This window comes from Paenibacillus sp. Marseille-Q7038, from assembly GCF_965111595.1.
Genome location: NZ_CBCOOM010000002.1, coordinates 1,004,285 through 1,024,126, shown reverse-complemented (window position 1 = coordinate 1,024,126; position 19,842 = coordinate 1,004,285). Strand labels below are relative to the sequence as shown.

The window sequence follows — 19,842 nt, the reverse complement described above, 5'->3', positions numbered from 1 at the left end:
GCGGACAATATAAACCTACTTCGAAAGGGGAACAACGATGGATTTTATTTTTATTTTACACCTCGTGCTCATTCTTATCTTCACCAAAATTGCAGGTCATCTATCGGTCAAATTGGGACAGCCTTCTGTCCTTGGTGAATTAATAGCGGGGGTCATTCTCGGACCGGCGATCCTTGGCTGGGTCCAACAGACGTCGTTTATCCATGAATTCTCCGAAATTGGCGTACTTGTTCTTATGTTCATTGCAGGTCTGGAAACAGATTTGGATCAGCTTCGTAGGAACTGGAAAGCTGCTTTAGCCGTTGCCGTAGGCGGGGTTATCTTACCATTCTTCGGGGGATATGGGGCAGCACTGAGCTTCGGTATGGAGAATCATCATGCCCTTTTCTTCGGCCTGCTGTTCTGTGCTACATCCGTAAGTATATCTGTACAGACGCTAAAAGAAATGAACCAACTAAGTTCGAAAGAGGGTACTACGATTCTTGGAGCCGCTGTTGTTGATGATATTCTAGTTGTCGTCTTGCTGGCAATCATGATGAGTGTCCTCGGAACAAGTGGAGAAAGCGTAAGTATTGGTACTCTGATTGGTAAAAAAGTTCTCTTCTTCGCAGTCATCATTGCTGCATCGATCTGGGTAGTACCCGTGGTGATGAAATGGTTCGCTAAACTTAGAGTAACGGAAACCGTGATTTCTGGCGGAATCATTATTGCACTCGCTTTTTCCTATTTTGCTGAATGGATGGGGATAGCAGGTATTATTGGTGCATTTGCCGCAGGTATTGCAATTTCACAAACAGAATTTAAACATACGGTTGAAAGTAAGCTTGAACCGATCGCTTACAGTTTGTTTGTACCGGTGTTCTTTGTAAGTATTGGACTAAATGTCGACTTTGAAGGCGTCGGATCTCAGATCGGATTCATTATCGTAATTAGTATCATTGCCATTTTGACGAAACTGCTGGGTGGAGCTTTGGGTGCACGTCTGACTGGATTTAATGGACGTTCCTCTTTTTCCATCGGTGCTGGTATGATATCTCGAGGAGAAGTAGCTTTAATCATCGCAGGTACAGGTCTTGCAGCAGGACTGCTTGATCCTGAATATTACACCTCACTGATCATTATGGTCATTGTCACCACCCTAGTAACACCACCGCTTCTTAAAATTATGTTCTCAAATAAGAAGGAAGCTAACTTAGAGAACAACAGCTAAGTATATATAAATAAACAGGCTTATACACCCAGTAAATAAGGGATGTATAAGCCTGTTTCAATTTTTATGTTGGGTATTACCTGGTACCCTGTATCATCATCTACCTATATAAGAGTAAGAGTGAAATAAATTCATTATTCGTCCATATATTGTTCGTACTCCGAATTCAGCCTTGCTTCTTTGCAATGAACTGAACCGCAAGATGAGTAGAAAATCTGGACACGGTCTGTTTCCTGCACACCGAGCTCACTATAACAGTCCCGACACAAAATCACACCCAGCGGAATAGAGCTCTTGTATTTCTCCACCTAAGTAAACCTCCTCTTTGTTCATTTCTTCTCTTCATATATAGTAAGCGTTATCAATTTTTATGACTCCCTGTTGATAAAAACAAAAAAATGCCTCGCAGAAACTGCAAGACATTCATTTTAAGGGTTATGATTGCTTTTTATTTGCCAGGTAAACCACAAGAATCATCCGTACATAAAGCATCGTCACTGCCTCCAAAGACTTTTAGTGGCTGCGACTCAGACCAAGCTTGCGTCAATGCATCTGTAAATACTTGAAGTGGCTGAGCACCTGATATACCATATTTACGATCAATTACAAAGAAAGGAACGCCTTGAATCCCAAGATCAGCACCTTGTTTCTCATCTCTGCGTACTTCTTCAGCATAGGTCGATTCTTCCAGGATTTTCTTCACCTGTTTCGTATCCATTCCAACTTCTCCAGCAAGACGAATGAGAACTTCTCTGTTGCCAATATGTTCGCCTTTTTCAAAATAAGCGGAGAAAAGTGATTCTGTCATCTCACTTGCTTTTCCCCGCTCTGCTGCATAATGAGTTAGACGGTGTGCATCAAACGAATTGGTTGGTTTTATACCGTCAAATTTATAGTTCAGTCCAACGGTACGCGCTTGCTCTACGACATTTTCTGTCATTGATTTTGCCTCTTGAACAGACATTCCGTACTTTTTCGCAAGACTGTCGTAAGTTGTCTCATCCGTGTCGCGTGGTTCGTTTGGATTCAGTTCATAACTACGGTAGATGACTTCAACTTGATTTTTATGAGGAAACGACTCCAAAGCTTCTTCAAAGCGACGTTTTCCAATATAGCAAAAAGGACACATATAGTCCGACCAAATTTCGATTTTCATTTTACACCCTCCCGAAAATATTGTTACTCACTTATTGTAACTTATTTAATTAATTATTTCGCATATATTATATAAATTCATAATAGAGCTATTTTCATTAGTTTATTTCGTGAATAATACAACTTATCCTTTGAATATTTCAGAGCATTAAATACTACAATATAGTTGCTATAGAATATTAGTTAACCATAATCAGTAACAGTAAATTAATGGTATAAAATAGAACGAAATTCTTTTATTCAGGGCGCTCTAGCGAAAACAGTTGACCCAGCTTCGAGTAATTATTCCCTGCTAGTCGGCTAACCGGTTTAAGTTCATTCGCATCGATTCGGCCATGATCGATTAAGGAATCAGCTACATGAAAACGGACAACCCGGCCGATGATTAAATCACAGGCCGGAGCATTCTCTGTTCCTCCTAAGGGATAAGCTACTTCAAGTACACACTCCATACGGAATTTCGCATCTTTTACTCCAGGTACTTGTATTATTTCACTAGGAACCACAGTGAGTCCGGCCTTTTCAATCTCACTTTCGGAAGGAGGTAAACTCTCCGCAGTCTGGTTAATCTTATCGACATTCATCTCGTCGGTGATATGAACGACAAACTCTTTTTGGTGCACTACATTACGTGTCGTGTCTTTTGGGTGCCCATTTTTCCGTTGCACCGAGATCGAGATCATCGGAGGATCCGCCGTTACGATATTGAAATAGCTAAAAGGAGCTCCATTGATCGTTCCCTCCTCCGATAAAGTCGTTACAAAAGCCACCGGTCTCGGAATGATACTTCCTGTGAGAAGTTTGTAATTTTCTCTTTCTGTCTGTGTAAGAGGATCAATCGTTCGCATAGACATGTCCATTTGAAAATCAGCTCCTTTTGTATTTATATCTGATCCTGATCCAGCACACGAACAACAATGGGGACAAGATTCTGTTCAAGCGCAGTGCGTTTATTCTCATACCATTCTGGCAGCATTAAACGCTTACCTAGCTCTGCTTCAGGCTCATCCACAGTAAATCCAGGAGGATCTGTAGCAATCTCGAACAGAATCCCCCCTTGTTCCCGGAAATACAACGCTTTAAAATAATTGCGATCCTTCACAGGAGTGAGCTCAAAACCATCCCCTTTTACCGCAGTACTCCAGCGGAGATGATCTGCTTCATTCGCTGCTCTCCAGGCAATATGGTGAACGATCCCAATACCGTTTCTCCCCGGTGCAACCTGTGTCTTGCTTACATCAATCAAATTGCCTAGATTTCCCGTTGAGCGGAAACGAACCGTACCTTTATCTTCACCTACTTTCGTAAGTCCGAGCGTATTCTCGAGAGTCTTCATCGTTTTCTCTGGATCTGTGCTGTAGAGCAAAGCCCCGCCGAAACCTTTAATTGCTTTCTCAGGAGGTACTCCGCCAAAGGTCCACTGGCTAGCAGGTCCTTCTGCTCTCTCTACAAGTTCAAGCTGTAGTCCATCCACATCTCGAAACTGAACATATATTTCTGAAAAACGTTCTACCAGGGTAAATGAAATACCGAACTTTTTCAATCGTTCCTTCCAGAACTCAAGTGAACCGACAGGCACTGCATACGTTGTCCAGCCAACCTGACCTCCGCCTATTGTTCCTTTACGTCCCGTAGGGAACGGGAAGAAGGTGATAACCGTGCCCGGACTCCCTTGTTCATTACCAAAATAGAGATGATACACATCAGGAGCATCAAAGTTAATTGTCTTTTTTACAAGTCGTAGTCCAAGAACCCCTGCGTAAAAATCCACATTTTTCTGCGCGTCCGATACGAAAGCGGTAATATGATGAATCCCTGCCGTTTGTTGTCTCATCTTGTTCACCTCATCTTCTATATATAAGTTCACTGTTTTTTTGTATTACTTAATCAATGCATCAACAGAGTAATGTCCTGTACCTGTAAGAGCGACTCCAATCAGCACAGCCATGAGAATCACATTAAGCTCAACACCACCATCTGTCGCCCAGAAACCATTTGCTCCGTGCACCTTGATCATGGCTACAATCATCGTAAGTGCAAGTAGAACAGCGACTACCGGAGTAAACAGTCCTGCTGCAAAAGCAATCCCGCCTACGAATTCAACAAGCCCTGCCATCACTGCTGCAGCCACCCCTGGTTTAATTCCAATGGACTCCATCCATCCCCCTGTACCTTTGGGACCATAACCGCCAAACCAACCAAATAATTTTTGTGCTCCATGTGCTGCAAAAATAAGTCCTACCACCAAGCGAATAATAAGTAATCCTGTTCCTACCATTTGTAATTCCCCTTTTCTGTGTTCGTTTATGTGTTGAAATATATTCATCAACAGTTGTTTAGAATCATTTATCTTAATTTTAAGATATTTGCGTAAAAAAATGGATCCTTCTTCCTTGTTGATTGTTACTTTGATCAAAACCACCAGTACAGTGATCTACAAGTTTAACAGCCGCTTTGGCCATTCTGTATGTAACGTATGAATAGCTAAGTGTACTGAGCAGATAAGCCAAGTTTCTTCAGCAAATCAATTAGCTCTACCTTTTCTTCCTCCGTCAGTCCGGTCATTGCAGATTCGATTACTTTCTGGTGTTCTGGAAAGATTCTCTCCATCATTCCATCTCCCTGTTCGGTAATCTCTGCGTAAGTTACCCTGCGGTCAGACGGACAAGCAACCCTTCTTAGAAGTCCTTTGATCTCAAGCTTATCCGCAGTGTAGGTAATACCACCACTCGTAATCAGCAGTTTCTCACCCATTTGCTGCATCGGGGTTTTCCCTTTATGGTACAAAAGTTCCAGCATGGCAAATTCAGTCTCTGATAGCCCTTGTCTCTTCATATCCTTTACTGCTTGTTCCATAATTATCTTATAAGCTTTAGAGAGAATAACGAACAACTTCAATGATAATGAGTTATTAATCATTTACCTTCATTCCTCTCTCCTTAATTATCTTAAATTTAAGATATTATTAATATACATCCCTTTCATCTAAAATGCAACCTTCTTTTTTTTTCAAAAAAATAAGCCGACTCCTTACATGAAAATATGTAAGGAGTCGGCCACCTTTTTATTCCGACATGGTGTTCACATGGTCAATATCTTCGCCCCGATGGAGCAAATCCTCCGTATTCAAAAATAGCATAAGTTCCTCATTAAATTTAGCCTGCTCGTCAAACATCATGGCATGACCACTTTCTTCAAACATAATCAGTCTGGAACCAGCAATTGCTTCACTTGTGAGTTTGGCAAGATTCGGTTCACAGATTTTGTCTTTCGCTCCATGAAAAATAACAGTAGGCACCTTGATCTGAGACAAATCTGGACGTAAATCTTCATCGCGTAAAGACAGAGCTGCCTTAATCGTTCCATGATGCGAAGCTTGTAAACAAAGAGATTGGAGCCAAATCATCATTCCTGCTTTTGTTTTCGTTTTTGTGAATTGAATTCCTAATTTAGCAAGCATCTTCGGCCGATCTTCAAAAGTAGCAACAATCATCTGTTCGGTGAACTCCTCAGGATCCATTCCGTAGTCAAAATCGTCCCGTTTTGTAAACACGGGTGCCGCTGCACCTGCTAATACGAGACTTTTAACTCCATGTCCGTTATGACGGGCCATATATCTTATCGCTACCGCGCCCCCCATAGAGAAGCCAAACAATGTCGCACCTGTAATCCCGAGCTCATCAATAACCGTCCTCACATCATCGGCAAGCCGATCATAGGAATAACTCTCCCAGGGAGCATCTGAATTACCGAATCCTCGAAAATCAATGCCGATACAACGATATCCGTTGGCGGGTAAGCGAGAAAATTGATATTCAAACATTTTATAATTAGCCGGCCATCCATGAAGGAAAATAACGGGAGTACCTTCTCCTATATCTTCCACGTAAATTTTCACGTTTTCTTCGACTTGTACATAACGTCCCATCGTTTCTCCTCCTAACAGGAATAAATAAACTTCATTCCATTTTACCGATTCTGACTTTCCCTATCATCACGTAGTTTCTCAACTAATCTTGTGAGTATATTTACCCTTGGTCTGATGTATCCAAACGCAGCATGTAACATAGGAAAGAAGCAATCCTGAATAGACTTAGGAGCGGAGAAACCGATAAGCATCCGGCGAAATTCCAGAAATGGTCTGTAACGTACCATGGTGCTGATCGTCTCTTCCAAATAAACCAGGTCGTTTACGGAACTCACTTGGTGAACATCCCATTTTTTCTTTAAAACATTTGTGAAAATAAGAATATGTACCGAATCCACAGGAGTATGCAATACTTTCTAGACTTGCTTCTGTATACTGAATCCGCTCGAGAGCATGTGACAAACGGATCTCACCCGCATACCCGATGATCGTATAACCCGTTACCTCTTTAAATAGATGCACAGCTCTCGATACACTCAGTCCAACATGATGAGCCACTTCTTCCACACGGAGAGGTCGAAGTGCATGATCGTTAATATATTGCTTCATCTTGACAACAAGTTCATTACTTCGAACGGAACCCTGTCCTTGTTTTTGATGGGAGTCCATTGTTACTTGATCCATGGTTAGTAATAACGTACATAACAAATGACCTATGATCTCCTGATTATTCCGAATTACACGATGCTGTTCGATAGATAGCTGCTGCCATAGATACAAAAGGTGATCGTCTAGTGGAATTCGTTTTAGCGTATCACGCTCATGTCTTTTCCACCATTCATCCATCCAGCTTCCATCACATAGTAAAAAGTAGTCTCCACTTTCCGTATTCTCCCCTTCTTTTCCTACCCTTAAATGATAAGGTTCCCCTGGTCGATACATGAGAAGATCTCCTGGTGAAATTTGTTTCATTTCTCCATGAACTAGCGCTTTTGCAAAGCCCAGCACCTGAAGCCGAATTAAATAGAAGGGAGGTGGATTATAAGATGTTTTAAAAGGACGATTATGTAAAGAATAAGAACAAGCATGTAATCTTATATCCATTGAAAATGAACCCCTTTAGCCAAATAGTTGAGGTTTTCAGTTAAATACCGTATATATTATTATTGTCTTTTTCAAGTATACTATAACGCGATTGACTATCTAATTCTAAACAACATAGAGGAGTAACTTATAATCATGATAAAAAGACTCATTGGACTATTTTCTATTCCTTCTTATGCCCTACTCTTTTTGTGTATGCTGCTGCAGGGTATGGCTATCTCACTCAGTGCACCCTTTCTATCGATTTATTTTACAGAGCAACTCGGGGTATCTGTAGGAGTATTCGGTGTTTTTCTCGCAGTCACTTTAATTGCCGGGATCTGGGTTAGCATACTTATTGGGAAACGTTCTGACCTCGGTTTAAATCGGAAACATATTTATATAGTTGCGACTCTCTGTAATGCCTTGGCTTTTAGTGGATACTTGCTCATTAAGGATTTTACGATCCTGTTCGTATATATGACCGTGTTCACAGCACTTGGTGCACCGGGAATGCCTCAATTATTTGCGATTGCTAGAGAGGCTGTAACTAAAAGCCATTCTACCGATCATTCATTTGCTAATTCTACCTTACGTTCCGCCTTCTCACTTGGTTTTATTACAGGTCCATTATTTGGTACCCTGCTTCTAGAGGCAGTTGGTTTTAGTGGCATTTTCTCAGGAACGATCGGGATTTTCCTCCTTGTCGCTTTTCTCGTTTTTGCATTCCTGAAATCAAACGTTGAGCTCAAAACCAGCGGAACAGGAAGTACTGCACAAAGTATACGGCTACATCAAAATCGAACAATCTTACTTCCTTTTCTTATTCTGACACTGCTGTATATAGCTCACTGGATGAGCAGTCTAAATACAGCCCTCTTTATTACTAACAATCTAGGGGGGACAACAAGAGATGTCGGTCTTGTCAGCAGCATTTGTGCTGCTTTGGAAATTCCTTTTATGATTATGCTGGGTCTGCTAGGTTCAAAATACAGTAATCGCATTCTGATGATGTATGGCGCTATTCTAGGAGGAGCTTATTATCTCGTTGTCGTCATTTCAGGTGAGATGTGGCAACTGCTTGCTGCACAGTTACTCCTTGCCTTCTTTGTTGCGGTCATCTCAGCCATCGGCATCAGCTACATGCAGGATCTGCTACCAAGCATGCCTGGGTATGCATCGACACTCTATTCGAATTCATCTACGATTGGAAGACTGGTAGGTAGCCTTGTTGGCGGAGGAGTAGCCAGTATTGTAGGTTACCGTTATTCTTTCGTACTCTGTTTTGTACTTGTTGGTGCTGCTGCCATCATGCTTGTGGTAAGTGAACGACAGTCTAAAAATGAGACACAGAAATTAGCGGTATAATTCGCTCTCAATTCTAAACTTTCCAATATGTATAACCAGCTCATTCTCTTATAGGGGAGGATGGGCTTTTTTATGTAGAATTTTATATTTAACTTCTTATAACTACAAGTTTATAATATAGTTAGATAGATGAAATAGATTGTTGATTAACTATTTATTTCAATAACTAAATAATACATAACGGGGGCTGTCATTTTGCGAACGAATACAAGAATTGTACTTCGTATCATTGGACTCGAATTATTATTAATGCTCTTTTTTACAGCGAATGGAGCCTACGTTTCCATTACATCTCCGGAAAGCCCTTTGCTTCAGTTTATTGGTATTGTTCCACTCGCACTCGGTATCCTCATCTATTTGCTTGTGGGCAACAAGTGGAGACGCTATTTCTTCACCTCCCCCTCTTCAGCTAAAAAGGCTCTACTTTACTCCTTGCCGCTGATCCTTGTACTTATCCTCATTTTTGCTGGAAACCAGGGACTAAACACATCCTCTTTACCTGATCTTTTTATGATGCTCCTTATACAGATTTTAGTCATCGGTCTAGTAGAAGAAATGTTCTTCCGTGGTTTTATGCTGAGGCTACTCCTCCCCAAAGGTTTTCGTATTGCCGTCTTTACAACGAGCTTTCTTTTTGCGATCACCCACTCCCTTCAACTGATCGGTGGGCAGTCTCTCATGGATACGGTTTTTCAGATCATGTATGCATTTATGGTCGGGCTTGTTCTCTCCCTGCTGGTTATTCATCGGCAATCCATCGTCATTCCTATCCTCTTTCATGGACTAAATAATTTCCTGCAATTTATGGGTAATGCGAAAGGCCCTGCTGTTATGGATTTCCTCATTATTGTGATTCTGTTGGTCTATTCCATATATTTATGGCGAAGTATGACCCTATCTAAAAGCGTACCTATTACCCCAAATAAAAGTATATGAAAGATTAACGTAGATACTGACTTATGATGTTAATCTTTCATGCCATTCATCATATATGAGGTTAATAGTTAACGAGCCTAATAAGTAAACAGGAGCAATTCTTGTTGAAGAATTGCTCCTGTTTACGCTGTACAGGTGATGAAGCTTCTTATTTAACAGTCATCATTACATCTGCCAAGAAACCATTCTTTTAATGATTTGCTTACGGAGACACTGAGAACTGTGATTGCCAGATCTCAAGCAATATATAACCTAGACCAAAAATGATGTAGCCTGCAATCCCCCCAGCGGTGTTTAGAAGTAGATCATCTATATCAAAAGTCCCCATTGAAAGCACAAGTTGCAAACTTTCTAAGCATAAGCTCAGACCAAAAGATAGTAACAGAACTAAAAAAAACGAACTCCATTTTCTAACCGTCATAGCTACGAGCAATCCAAAAGGAACAAAGATAGCAAAATTCCCTATCAGGTTCGCTACGTTACGCAGGTTGGGTTGTGTTGCCTGTCTTATAATCGTTCTAAACAGATCTAAATTAGCTGTATCCCATCGATCCACAATGAGATCGGGATGGGCTAATATCTTTGAGAGTTGAATCAGTAAGTTACCCAGGTCCACAGAACAGAACTTGAACAGTATGACTTTAAAAATAAAATAGGTATACAAAAATAAAAGGAACCAAACGACGGTGGTTAACATAAGTTTTTTATTATATGTTTTTAACATCAGGAAGCCACCGCCACAATCCCACTAGAAGTGTGAATGTTCAGTAACGTAATTCCTACAAGTAAAAAAGCCCACTTCTTCATTTACGTTCCTCCTTTATTCTACTTTCCATAGAATATAAGAAACTTCTTAAATAAAGAGTGGGGTAAACTTTAAATTTCTCTTAAATTTAGTTTTATCTCGTTTGTTTTTAATTATAATTTGCTAGTTCATTCTCTAATAATCAATAATCCCACTTAACTGCTTTGAACTTTACGCTTCCTCCTGTCGCAAAAAAGCGGATATCTTTGCTGTTCTGATTAGGAAAAATCCGACTCGTAAATACCTCAGTTCCCTCATTCACGAAAATTTCTACCGAGGAAGAATCCACAAACAAATGAAATTTTATTCGATCCGCCGCCAAGTCACATGTTCTTGTTGTTCCATAAATGGCAGCCACCTCTTCGCCTGATAATGTGCGGTCAAGGATCACTTTTTTCTGAGAAACATCATACTTAATAACCGTCTTTTCTTCACTGCTTGCTCTAAACTCAATTCCAAATGTAGTTGCATCTGCTTGTTCAAATTCGCAAATCAACTCATAAGTTGTTCCCTTAAAACCATCATACATGCTTGTTTCATTATAAAGCGTATCTTCTGCCTCATACTTATGCTTGCGTAGTGCCTGAAGTTCCTTAACAGGCTGTTGTACCAATTTACCATCCCGAATAAGTAATTGCCTCGGTAAGGTTAAACAGTGTGCCCACTCATTCCGGTCCGTTGGATATTCTATATCCGGTAGCCCCATCCAGCCAACTAAGATTCGGCGCTCTTCTGGATCGATCATGGTTTGTGGAGCGTAAAAATCAAACCCTCGATCAAGCTCCATAAAGTCACCATGCTGTAATACTTTTTGATGCAAATCGAGTTTCGCTCCAAGGACATATCCCGATTGATAAATATTATGATATTTGTCCCCTTCTGGTTCTAATCCTTGTGGTGAAAAAATGAGTGCTCCCTGATCTTGAAGTTCGAAATAATCAGGACATTCCCACATGTATCCGAAGGAGTCCATTTCTGTCGTAATTTCCCCTTCAAACGTCCAGGTTAGTAGTTCGGCCGAGCTATATAAGACTACACAACCTGTTTTATCGACTCTCTGTGCTCCAATAACCATATAGAACGTATTTCCTGCTTTCCATACCTTTGGATCACGGAAATGGTCTGTATATCCGACAGGAACATCAGCGATGATAGGTTTTTCAATTTTAGTGATTTCCCCTTGCTGATTCATGATTGCCAAACATTGATAAGGATGTCTTATCCACTGTTCATCCCACGTGTTTCCTGTATAAATTATATATAGTTTGTCATTATGCTGGATAGCACTACCCGAATAAGCCCCGTGACTATCAAAATCATCTCCAGGTGTTATCCCTACTCCAGCATTCTCCCAGTGGACAAGATCTTTAGATTTGGTGTGATACCAATATTTCAGACCATGTACCGGTCCAAGGGGAAACCACTGATAGAATAAATGATATTCTCCCTTATAATAAGAGAATCCGTTGGGATCGTTCAACAACCCCGTCTCCGGTTGAATATGGAACGTTTGCCGCCATGGGCAATGGTTAACTTTATTTTTCAATTTGTTTATTTCTTCTGGACTTACCTCTTCTATTTTTCGATATCTCTGTTCTCTTGTCCACTCCATATAATAAACTCCTTTAAGTAAAACCAGAATCATCTTGTAGCGAAGCGCTTTCATTAAGTCTTTATTTATAGATGCGAGAAATCAGCTTCGCCATCAAGGACTTTATTTATCTGTACTAACGCTGTTATGAGCTAAGTTCTGTCCTTTTTTTATTAATGTTTCCGTATATGACAGTCAATAATACACCACATGATAATGCGATTAAATGAGCGATAATATAATGGAGATGTCCATGATTTTCAGCAGATACAATAGCTAATCCCGGAAGAGCTGTGGTTCCAAATCCGATTGAAGTAAGTTTAGCTAAATACACATAACCACCAGCAATCGCTCCTCCAATACAGCCGGCGATCAGCGGGAATTTATATTTTAGTGTGACTCCAAAAATTGCTGGCTCTGAAACACCAAATATGACGGAACTAAATGCTGAAATTCCAAGTTCTTTTACTTTCGTATTTTTCCGATGCAAAAGGACATATCCTAATACCGCTCCCCCTTGTCCAAATAAGGCTACGGACATTAATGGATTTATAAAATTCCGTCCGGTATCAATAAGAAGCTGTGCTTCTACAGCACCTAAAACATGGTGTAACCCCGTAATTACAATAATTTGCTGAATACCTGCAAAGATCATAAATCCAAAAATACCTAAGTTTTGTGTAGTCCATAATAATGAGGTTGTTACTAATTGAGCTAATTCGCGGCCCAGTGGCCCAATGATTGTAAATAAGAGCAAAGAAGCAACAAGTACCGTTAACATAGGTGCTAAAAAGAGCTTGATCATATTAGGTACTTTTTTAATAAAGAACTGATCTAGTTTTGCAACTACAAATCCCATCATCAAAGCAATAATAATGCCGCCTTGAAACCCAACGAGTTCAATATTCAACCCTAAAATATTGATAACCTCTGGCTCAACATTGCCTTTCGCTACTTCATATGCATCTGCTAAATTCGGGTGAAGCATTATGGCACCAATAACTAAACCGAGAATCGGTCTACCGCCATATCTTTTTGTTGCAGAATATACGACTAACAAGGGTAGTATTGTAAATATTCCTGATGATACAATCGATAACAGTCGGTTAATCCCTTCTAAGGCGGGGTACATCTCTATAACTGATTTATCTCCAAACAATCCTTGTTGTCCTAACAAACCTGTAATCCCCATTAATAATGCGGCAGCAAGAATTCCAGGCATAATCTCAATAAAAACATCAGATAAAGATTTAATGGCTTGCTGGAAAAAGTTTTGTTTTTGCGAAGACTTTGTTTTCACATCACTTAGCGACATATTTTCTGTTTCTGTAACCTCAGAAAAACAGCATAAATGTCGTTTACTAACCCTGCTCCAAAAATAATTTGAAGTTGGTCTCCTGCTATAAAGACTCCTTTGACTAAATCTATATCTTCTACTTTCTTTAAATCTGCTTTATCGTTATCCTCTAATACGATTCTTAATCGGGTCGCACAATGGGCAACCCCGGCAATATTCTCTTTTCCTCCTATATTCTCTAATATCTCTTCAGATATCATTCTGTATTGTTTTTTCTTATCTTTCATGTGCTTTTCCCTCTTTCCTAACTGCTCAATTATGATGTTTTGTAAATCTCCAGAACATACTTAGAAAGTCTTGCTTGATTCTTGGCAGTGTAATCCCTGCATTCATAAGCTCGTCCCCACCAAACAGCTCACCTGTCTCGACATCTTTATAAATATAGTTTGGATTCAGGCCTTTAAATTTAAGAGTTCGAAGGGGAGCTCCTGGTTGCGAGAGCACTTTAAAATAACTACCTACTACTTCTGATTGATCATCAGAAACAAAGTTCCATGCAGCTTCATTTCCTTCAAAAGGATTGAGTATTCGATGGAATTTTCCAAATTGGATAATGGGACGAATCTCCTTATATAATGCAACTTGTTTTTTGATCTCCTCTTTTTCTTGTTCTGTTAATATGGTGAGATCTAGCTCGTAACCAAAGTTTCCAGCCATTGCGACATGCCCTCTAGTTTCAAGTGGAGTTATTCTTCCTACTTGATGATTAGGGACAGTTGAGACATGCGCTCCCATTGTAATTGGCGGATATACAAGACTGGTTCCATACTGAATTTTAAGTCTACACATCGCATCTGTGTTATCACTTGTCCATGTTTGCGGCATGTAGTAAAGCATTCCTGCATCAAAACGCCCACCACCGCTAGAACAACTTTCAAACAATATATGAGGGAATCTCGATGTGATTTCTTCCATTACCTTGTATAGGCCCAAAATATAACGGTGAGCGGTTTCACGTTGTCTTTCTGGTGGTAGCGTAGCTGACCCTATATCTGTCATATGTCGATTCATGTCCCATTTCACATAGGTAATCGGTGCGCTTGATAGAACATCGGATACGGATTCAATAATATACTCGCACACTTCCTCACGGGATAAATCCAAGAAAAGTTGATTTCTTCCCAGTGTGTGTGGTCGATTTTCAACATGTAAACACCAATCTGGATGCTTTCTATATAAATCGCTGTCTACCGAAATCATTTCAGGCTCAAACCATAATCCAAACTCCAGACCGAGATCACAAATCCGATTGGCAAGATGTAATAATCCATTTGGAAGTTTACGCTGATCGACGACCCAATCCCCTAAGGAGCTGTTATCGTCATCTCTTTTCCCAAACCATCCATCATCTAGTACAAGCAGCTCTATTCCTGCTTTTTTTGCTTCTACTGCAATTTCTTCGATTTTTTCCGCGTTAAAATCAAAATAAGTAGCTTCCCAGTTATTAATGAGTATGGGTCTTAGCTTATCCCGGAATGTTCCACGGCATAATCGTTTACTGTATAGTTCATGAAAAACCCTAGACATATCACCCAGCCCATTTGCTGTGTAAGCCATTACAACTTCAGGCGTTTGAAAAGTTTCTCCAGGTGCTAAAAGCCAAGAGAAATCAAAAGGATTAATACCTATCGACACTCTTGTATTCCGATAGGGGTCTACCTGAACTTGAGCTGTAAAATTGCCGCTGTAAACAAGGTTAAACGCATAAACTTCCCCTTGATCTTCATCGGTTCCTTTTCTTACTAATGATAAAAAAGGTGCTTGTTGAGGACTGCTCGCCCCCCGGCAACTATCAACCAGTTGAATCCCTGGAACAATTCTGCGTCTCTCTACATTTTTTTCATTGTTATGAGCACCATATAGTGTAATCAATTCATACTCATCATCCCGAAAATCAACGCTAGCACTAAGCGCACGAAGCAACTTCAAATTTTGTGACCCTTTATTGTTAAAATGAACCGACCTTGTGATTACATCTAATTCAGGATATAAACTATAGGTTAGCGTCACCGATAGTCCCAGTAACTTATCCTCCATGATAAGTTCCAGTGTTTCTGCCTCATTCTCATCCTCTACATAAGTAGATGGCAATCCTTCTAATTTAGGCTTTCCTTTAAACAGTCTATATTCTTTATAACGAAGATCCGTTATCGTTGAGCCATTATTTAGCTGAATTTGATATGCCGGAATCCTAAAATCTCCATTTCCATAAGCCGGATATTCTTGAGGCAGCGTATCGAGTGAAAATGTTCGATCCGAAGCATCGGGGTTAGGAGAAAACCCTCTATCCATATAAATAATTTTGTTGCTTCCACGATAGGTGTGAACTCTTTTTCCCCAATATAAATGTGCTAAATATCCATCCCGAACAACCTGCATTACATAACTTGTATTTTTCCCTTGCAGATGAAATAAAAGTTGTTCGTTATTAATATGAATTGCCATAGAATCCTCCTTCAAGTTCATGTCATTGATGTATTTAAGATAGTGAATAACCTCTCTGAATAAGAAATAATGTAGTATTTCTTATTAATTTTAAGAGCGTGTTTCATAACGAATAATAAGTTGTAATGAAAAAACATAATATATAAGAAAGCGTTTTAACTATTGCGTACTCTTGATGTAAGCAACATAGTAGTTTGTATACTACATTTAATATGCTTTTATTTTATAACTTTAATTTGAAAATGGACATGGAATAATGTAGATTGAATATAAAACAATGTGATAACTTTTTAGGATTTTTAATGAGAGGTGACATCGAATGAACGCTAGTTTCTCCAATCATTCCCATAACAATCTAGATCTCAACTTATACACTTGTGGTAGAGAAGCTTGCGTGGGAAAACACTCCTATGGTCCAGCGATTCGTAGCGGGTATATGATTCACTATGTATTAAAAGGAAAAGGGATTTTTAGAGTTCATGACAAAATTTATCACCTTGGTCAACATGAAGCCTTTTTAATTGAGCCCAACGTATTAATTTATTATGAGGCAGACGCTGATGATCCGTGGGAATATATTTGGATTGGTTTTAGCGGAGTAAAAGCAAAAGAATATCTGAAGAGGACAAGTATATCTACAGACAATCCCATCTTCACATTTGATCAAACGCACAAGCTGGCTGATTGCATGAATAGTATTGTAGGCATGACCGAACTGAATTCTAATAAAGATCTGTTACTTACCTCCAAACTTTATGAATTTTTCTATGTATTGTGTGAGCTCTATCCCAATCTTGAAGTCACGAGTGAAGTAAAGCAGCAGAAATATATAGAAAATGCACTCCAATTCATTGAGCAAAATTATGCATATTCTATTACCGTAAATGATGTGGCAAAATACATTTCTATTGATCGTTCCTATCTACATCGATTATTTAAGCAATACCTCAATAAATCCCCACAACAATTTTTACTGAATCTAAGAATCGAAAAATCATGTTTTTTATTAGCCAATTCTTCACTTAAAATCGGAGATATTGCCCGGTCTGTAGGTTATAAAGATGTGCTTTTATTTTCAAAAATTTTCAAACAAATAAAAAACTGTACACCCTCCGAATATAGGAAGAGGCTTCTTTAATATAATACTAATGGCTTCATTCCTTGGAGCCATTAGATTCATTCAATGAACCCAATGGATAGGTATTGCTTAATCACCTTTAATTTTTAGGTAATGAATCTATATGACAGTATTTACGAAGCGCTAGTGGTCCCGTAACAAGTCACTCTACTCAGAAATAACATCCTCCTCTCTCATTTTTTGATATAGTCCAGATACAGCCACTCAAGAGGTAATACGCTGATAGCTCATCAGATTCCATAGTCTATAAACTACATCTGTAACACAGCACATGAACCCTTTGTGTGCTTACTAGAGTCCGCTTGCCAATGTCTAGCAAGCTGCTTTAGCCAAGATATGTTGTTTTTAAATAAAAGAAAAACCGAGCAAATGTCGGGAAATCCCCTGCATCTGCTCGGTTTTCATATGAATTTATTTACTTCAATTATGAGTTTTAGAATAATGATATCAGTTTGTTTCTTCTAGAGCACAACACTACTCAAACTCACACTAACATTAATCTATATTATTCTACAGTTACACTCTTCGCAAGGTTACGTGGTTTATCCACATCAAGACCTAGAGCAAGAGATGCGTAGTAAGCAAGCAATTGAAGTGGTACAACCGCTAGTGTTGGAGTCAAGATTGGCAATGTTTTAGGAATTGCATAAGCTTGGTCAACGGATTTAAGCAGTGTTGTTACATTCTCTTCATGGGTAATGACCATTACATCCGCACCGCGTGCTTTCACTTCTTTGATGTTACTTACTGTTTTCTCAAGAACATCTTCTTGTGTAGCAAGAGCAATAACAGGAATACCTTCTTCGATCAAAGCAAGTGTTCCGTGTTTCAATTCTCCCGCTGCATAAGCTTCAGAGTGAATATAAGAGATCTCTTTCAGTTTCAAGGAACCTTCTTGTGCTACAGCGTAGTCAACACCGCGGCCAATGAAGAACAAGTTCTTGTGCGTGGAGATTTGCTCTGCATATTCTTTGATTGTGTCTGCTTGATCAAGCATTTGTTCAACTTGTTCAGGCAGTGCTTGCATTGCTGCAATAATGTTTGCAATGGTCTCTTCTGTTTGTGTTCCGCGTACTTGTGCAAGATACAAACTAAAGAGTGCAAATGCGATAAGCTGGGAGCTGTAAGCTTTAGTTGAAGCAACAGCAATTTCTGGACCTGCAAGTGTAGCAAGTACATCGTTCGCATCACGAGCAATGGAGCTCCCTACTACGTTAGTAATTGCAAGTACGTGCGCACCGTTAGCTTGAGCTTCACGGAGTGCAGCAAGCGTATCTGCCGTTTCACCAGATTGGCTGACAACAATTACGAGTGTGTCAGAGTTCACGATTGGTGAACGGTAACGATACTCGGAAGCCACATCTGTTTCTACCGGAATACGTGCCAGTTGTTCAATCATTGTACGTCCTACAAGACCAGCATGGTATGCAGTTCCGCATGCAATGATTTGAATGTTTTTAATATTTTTAATTTGCTCTTCTGTCAAATTCAGATCAGGAAGAATAATCTTTTTATGATCTTCAGAAATACGGCCAAGCATTGTTTCACGGTATGCTTTTGGTTGTTCGTAAACTTCTTTCAACATGAAGTGATCGAATCCATTTTTCTCAGCTGTAACAGCGTCCCAATCGACACGAATCATTTCCCGAGAAATAAAATTCCCCTCGATTGTCATCAATTCGACAGAATCTTTTGTGAGTACTGCCATCTCACCGTCATTCAGGATATACACATTACGAGTATATTCGAGAATAGCTGGAATGTCAGAACCAATAAAGTTCTCGCCTTCACCAATACCAATGATCAGTGGGCTTGCTTGACGAACAGCAACCAATTTATCTGGCTCATACTCAGTAAGTACTCCAAGTGCAAAAGCACCACGCATGTGAGTAATTGCTTTTTGAACTGCTTTTACGATATCGCCATCGTATTCACGTGCAACCAAGTGAGAGATAACTTCTGTATCTGTTTCGGAAGTGAAGTTGCATCCTTGGCTGATCAATTCATCTTTCAGTTCCAAGTAGTTCTCGATAATTCCGTTATGCACAACAGAGAATTTCATGCTGTTGTCTGTATGTGGATGAGAGTTTTCATCCGAAGGCTTACCATGAGTAGCCCAACGTGTATGTCCAATTCCTGCATTCCCTTGCAGCGGAGCTGTTTCCAGTTTTGCTTCCAGGTTTGCAAGACGACCAATAGATTTTGTGATTTGAAGACCTTCTGAAGTGAAAACAGCGATTCCCGCTGAATCATAACCACGGTACTCCAATTTCTTAAGACCTTCGACTAGTACATTTTGCGTATTTTTAGTTCCGATATATCCAACGATTCCACACATAGGTAAATTCCTCCGATTTTGAATCATGCGAAGGAGATGAATGCATACTTTGCAAAAATAAGCATGAGGAAATAGTTGTCTGATATGCGGGTGACAAACCCTTTACGGTAAATTTCACAGCTTTTCATAAGACGATGTCCTGAAATGATAGCACCTAGCTACTTTAGCTAATCCGTATTTTCTATAATGATTCATGTCACGATGAATGCATATCAACCTCATGTAGTATTAAGCAAAGATGCTCTCCTCGTGCATGTTCTAATTTTATATTTTTAATCACCTATCGATTCGTTGTAAAAACAGTCACCTGTTTCTTTTCCGTACTCGAATTAACGGTATGGTGGAATACCGGGAGGTCCCCGCCGAACAATCCGAACACCTCCACCTCGTCAACTTGCCCATCCGTCCAATTGTTATTCCAACAACTGGTTCCGTACGCTGGTACAAGTTCTGGCGCTTTTAAAACGTTGTAACCTCACAATCCTCACTTTCTGTATCTGAATCACACAACTCATTATATGCATCTCATGTGAGTTTTGCAATGGCGC

Annotated in this window: 18 protein-coding genes; 4 read left to right on the top strand and 14 right to left on the bottom strand. The window is 39.8% G+C overall.

Annotated elements, in window-relative coordinates; genetic code table 11:
* The first annotated feature begins 37 nt into the window (after positions 1–37).
* Positions 38–1,210: a cation:proton antiporter gene (locus tag ACWPWY_RS21960; RefSeq protein ID WP_454193649.1), complete on the top strand. Its 1,173-nt coding sequence runs from the start codon at positions 38–40 to the stop codon at positions 1,208–1,210.
* A gap of 134 nt (positions 1,211–1,344) precedes the next feature.
* Here ACWPWY_RS21960 and ACWPWY_RS21955 read toward each other — a convergent pair whose 3' ends face one another.
* From ACWPWY_RS21955 to ACWPWY_RS21920, 8 genes are all read right to left on the bottom strand, one after another.
* A complete protein-coding gene (locus ACWPWY_RS21955; protein ID WP_454193648.1) occupies positions 1,345–1,518 on the bottom strand; it encodes a hypothetical protein in 174 nt (57 codons plus the stop codon).
* A 140-nt stretch (positions 1,519–1,658) separates the two neighbouring features.
* On the bottom strand, positions 1,659–2,366 hold the full coding sequence (locus ACWPWY_RS21950; protein WP_454193647.1) for a DsbA family oxidoreductase: 708 nt from the start codon (positions 2,364–2,366) through the stop codon (positions 1,659–1,661).
* A 235-nt stretch (positions 2,367–2,601) separates the two neighbouring features.
* On the bottom strand, positions 2,602–3,213 hold the full coding sequence (locus ACWPWY_RS21945) for a flavin reductase family protein (RefSeq protein ID WP_454193917.1): 612 nt from the start codon (positions 3,211–3,213) through the stop codon (positions 2,602–2,604).
* A gap of 35 nt (positions 3,214–3,248) precedes the next feature.
* Positions 3,249–4,199 (bottom strand): ring-cleaving dioxygenase, encoded by a 951-nt coding sequence (locus tag ACWPWY_RS21940; protein ID WP_454193646.1) that lies wholly within the window; start codon positions 4,197–4,199, stop codon positions 3,249–3,251.
* 45 nt (positions 4,200–4,244) lie between these two features.
* Positions 4,245–4,643: a DoxX family protein gene (locus ACWPWY_RS21935; protein ID WP_454193645.1), complete on the bottom strand. Its 399-nt coding sequence runs from the start codon at positions 4,641–4,643 to the stop codon at positions 4,245–4,247.
* A 206-nt stretch (positions 4,644–4,849) separates the two neighbouring features.
* The gene (locus ACWPWY_RS21930; RefSeq protein ID WP_454193644.1) at positions 4,850–5,284 is read right to left on the bottom strand and encodes a MarR family winged helix-turn-helix transcriptional regulator; all 435 of its coding nucleotides are present in this window, start codon (positions 5,282–5,284) and stop codon (positions 4,850–4,852) included.
* A 145-nt stretch (positions 5,285–5,429) separates the two neighbouring features.
* On the bottom strand, positions 5,430–6,293 hold the full coding sequence (locus tag ACWPWY_RS21925) for an alpha/beta fold hydrolase (RefSeq protein WP_454193643.1): 864 nt from the start codon (positions 6,291–6,293) through the stop codon (positions 5,430–5,432).
* A 165-nt stretch (positions 6,294–6,458) separates the two neighbouring features.
* Positions 6,459–7,337, bottom strand: a complete 879-nt coding sequence (locus ACWPWY_RS21920; protein WP_454193642.1) for a helix-turn-helix transcriptional regulator — start codon at positions 7,335–7,337, stop codon at positions 6,459–6,461.
* 135 nt (positions 7,338–7,472) lie between these two features.
* Between ACWPWY_RS21920 and ACWPWY_RS21915 the strand changes: the two genes are divergently transcribed.
* A complete protein-coding gene (locus ACWPWY_RS21915) occupies positions 7,473–8,684 on the top strand; it encodes a sugar efflux transporter (RefSeq protein WP_454193641.1) in 1,212 nt (403 codons plus the stop codon).
* A 195-nt stretch (positions 8,685–8,879) separates the two neighbouring features.
* Positions 8,880–9,620 (top strand): CPBP family intramembrane glutamic endopeptidase, encoded by a 741-nt coding sequence (locus tag ACWPWY_RS21910; RefSeq protein WP_454193640.1) that lies wholly within the window; start codon positions 8,880–8,882, stop codon positions 9,618–9,620.
* A 202-nt stretch (positions 9,621–9,822) separates the two neighbouring features.
* Here the strand turns inward: ACWPWY_RS21910 and ACWPWY_RS21905 are convergent, their stop codons facing one another.
* The 5 genes from ACWPWY_RS21905 to ACWPWY_RS21885 form a co-directional block, all read right to left on the bottom strand.
* Positions 9,823–10,344, bottom strand: coding sequence for a VanZ family protein (locus tag ACWPWY_RS21905; protein ID WP_454193639.1), 522 nt, complete (start codon positions 10,342–10,344; stop codon positions 9,823–9,825).
* A 223-nt stretch (positions 10,345–10,567) separates the two neighbouring features.
* Positions 10,568–12,037: a glycoside hydrolase family 32 protein gene (locus tag ACWPWY_RS21900; RefSeq protein ID WP_454193638.1), complete on the bottom strand. Its 1,470-nt coding sequence runs from the start codon at positions 12,035–12,037 to the stop codon at positions 10,568–10,570.
* A 124-nt stretch (positions 12,038–12,161) separates the two neighbouring features.
* Positions 12,162–13,331 carry a PTS transporter subunit EIIC gene (locus tag ACWPWY_RS21895; protein ID WP_454193637.1) on the bottom strand — a complete coding sequence of 390 codons (1,170 nt, stop codon included), beginning with the start codon at positions 13,329–13,331 and terminating at the stop codon, positions 12,162–12,164.
* Positions 13,322–13,600 (bottom strand): PTS transporter subunit EIIB, encoded by a 279-nt coding sequence (locus ACWPWY_RS21890; protein WP_454193636.1) that lies wholly within the window; start codon positions 13,598–13,600, stop codon positions 13,322–13,324. The genes ACWPWY_RS21895 and ACWPWY_RS21890 overlap by 10 nt, the downstream gene beginning before the upstream one ends.
* Before the next feature lie 25 nt (positions 13,601–13,625).
* The gene (locus ACWPWY_RS21885; protein ID WP_454193635.1) at positions 13,626–15,818 is read right to left on the bottom strand and encodes an alpha-galactosidase; all 2,193 of its coding nucleotides are present in this window, start codon (positions 15,816–15,818) and stop codon (positions 13,626–13,628) included.
* Between the two features lie 319 nt (positions 15,819–16,137).
* On the opposite strand from ACWPWY_RS21885, the gene ACWPWY_RS21880 reads away from it, so the two are divergent.
* Positions 16,138–16,956 (top strand): AraC family ligand binding domain-containing protein, encoded by an 819-nt coding sequence (locus ACWPWY_RS21880; protein WP_454193634.1) that lies wholly within the window; start codon positions 16,138–16,140, stop codon positions 16,954–16,956.
* Positions 16,957–17,461: 505 nt separating this feature from the next.
* Here ACWPWY_RS21880 and glmS read toward each other — a convergent pair.
* On the bottom strand, positions 17,462–19,294 hold the full coding sequence (gene glmS, locus ACWPWY_RS21875; protein WP_454193633.1) for a glutamine--fructose-6-phosphate transaminase (isomerizing): 1,833 nt from the start codon (positions 19,292–19,294) through the stop codon (positions 17,462–17,464).
* Positions 19,295–19,842 lie beyond the last annotated feature (548 nt).

Bases quoted from the DNA above. Each gene is read 5' to 3' on its own strand.
- ACWPWY_RS21925 (WP_454193643.1), bottom strand. From the start codon at position 6,293: ATGGGACGTTATGTACAAGTCGAAGAAAACGTGAAAATTTACGTGGAA.
- ACWPWY_RS21885 (WP_454193635.1), bottom strand. From the start codon at position 15,818: ATGGCAATTCATATTAATAACGAACAACTTTTATTTCATCTGCAAGGG.
- glmS (WP_454193633.1), bottom strand. From the start codon at position 19,294: ATGTGTGGAATCGTTGGATATATCGGAACTAAAAATACGCAAAATGTA.
- ACWPWY_RS21900 (WP_454193638.1), bottom strand. From the start codon at position 12,037: ATGGAGTGGACAAGAGAACAGAGATATCGAAAAATAGAAGAGGTAAGT.
- ACWPWY_RS21905 (WP_454193639.1), bottom strand. From the start codon at position 10,344: ATGTTAAAAACATATAATAAAAAACTTATGTTAACCACCGTCGTTTGG.
- ACWPWY_RS21915 (WP_454193641.1), top strand. From the start codon at position 7,473: ATGATAAAAAGACTCATTGGACTATTTTCTATTCCTTCTTATGCCCTA.
- ACWPWY_RS21920 (WP_454193642.1), bottom strand. From the start codon at position 7,337: ATGGATATAAGATTACATGCTTGTTCTTATTCTTTACATAATCGTCCT.
- ACWPWY_RS21880 (WP_454193634.1), top strand. From the start codon at position 16,138: ATGAACGCTAGTTTCTCCAATCATTCCCATAACAATCTAGATCTCAAC.
- ACWPWY_RS21945 (WP_454193917.1), bottom strand. From the start codon at position 3,213: ATGCGAACGATTGATCCTCTTACACAGACAGAAAGAGAAAATTACAAA.
- ACWPWY_RS21950 (WP_454193647.1), bottom strand. From the start codon at position 2,366: ATGAAAATCGAAATTTGGTCGGACTATATGTGTCCTTTTTGCTATATT.
- ACWPWY_RS21930 (WP_454193644.1), bottom strand. From the start codon at position 5,284: ATGATTAATAACTCATTATCATTGAAGTTGTTCGTTATTCTCTCTAAA.
- ACWPWY_RS21895 (WP_454193637.1), bottom strand. From the start codon at position 13,331: ATGTCGCTAAGTGATGTGAAAACAAAGTCTTCGCAAAAACAAAACTTT.
- ACWPWY_RS21960 (WP_454193649.1), top strand. From the start codon at position 38: ATGGATTTTATTTTTATTTTACACCTCGTGCTCATTCTTATCTTCACC.
- ACWPWY_RS21935 (WP_454193645.1), bottom strand. From the start codon at position 4,643: ATGGTAGGAACAGGATTACTTATTATTCGCTTGGTGGTAGGACTTATT.
- ACWPWY_RS21890 (WP_454193636.1), bottom strand. From the start codon at position 13,600: ATGAAAGATAAGAAAAAACAATACAGAATGATATCTGAAGAGATATTA.
- ACWPWY_RS21940 (WP_454193646.1), bottom strand. From the start codon at position 4,199: ATGAGACAACAAACGGCAGGGATTCATCATATTACCGCTTTCGTATCG.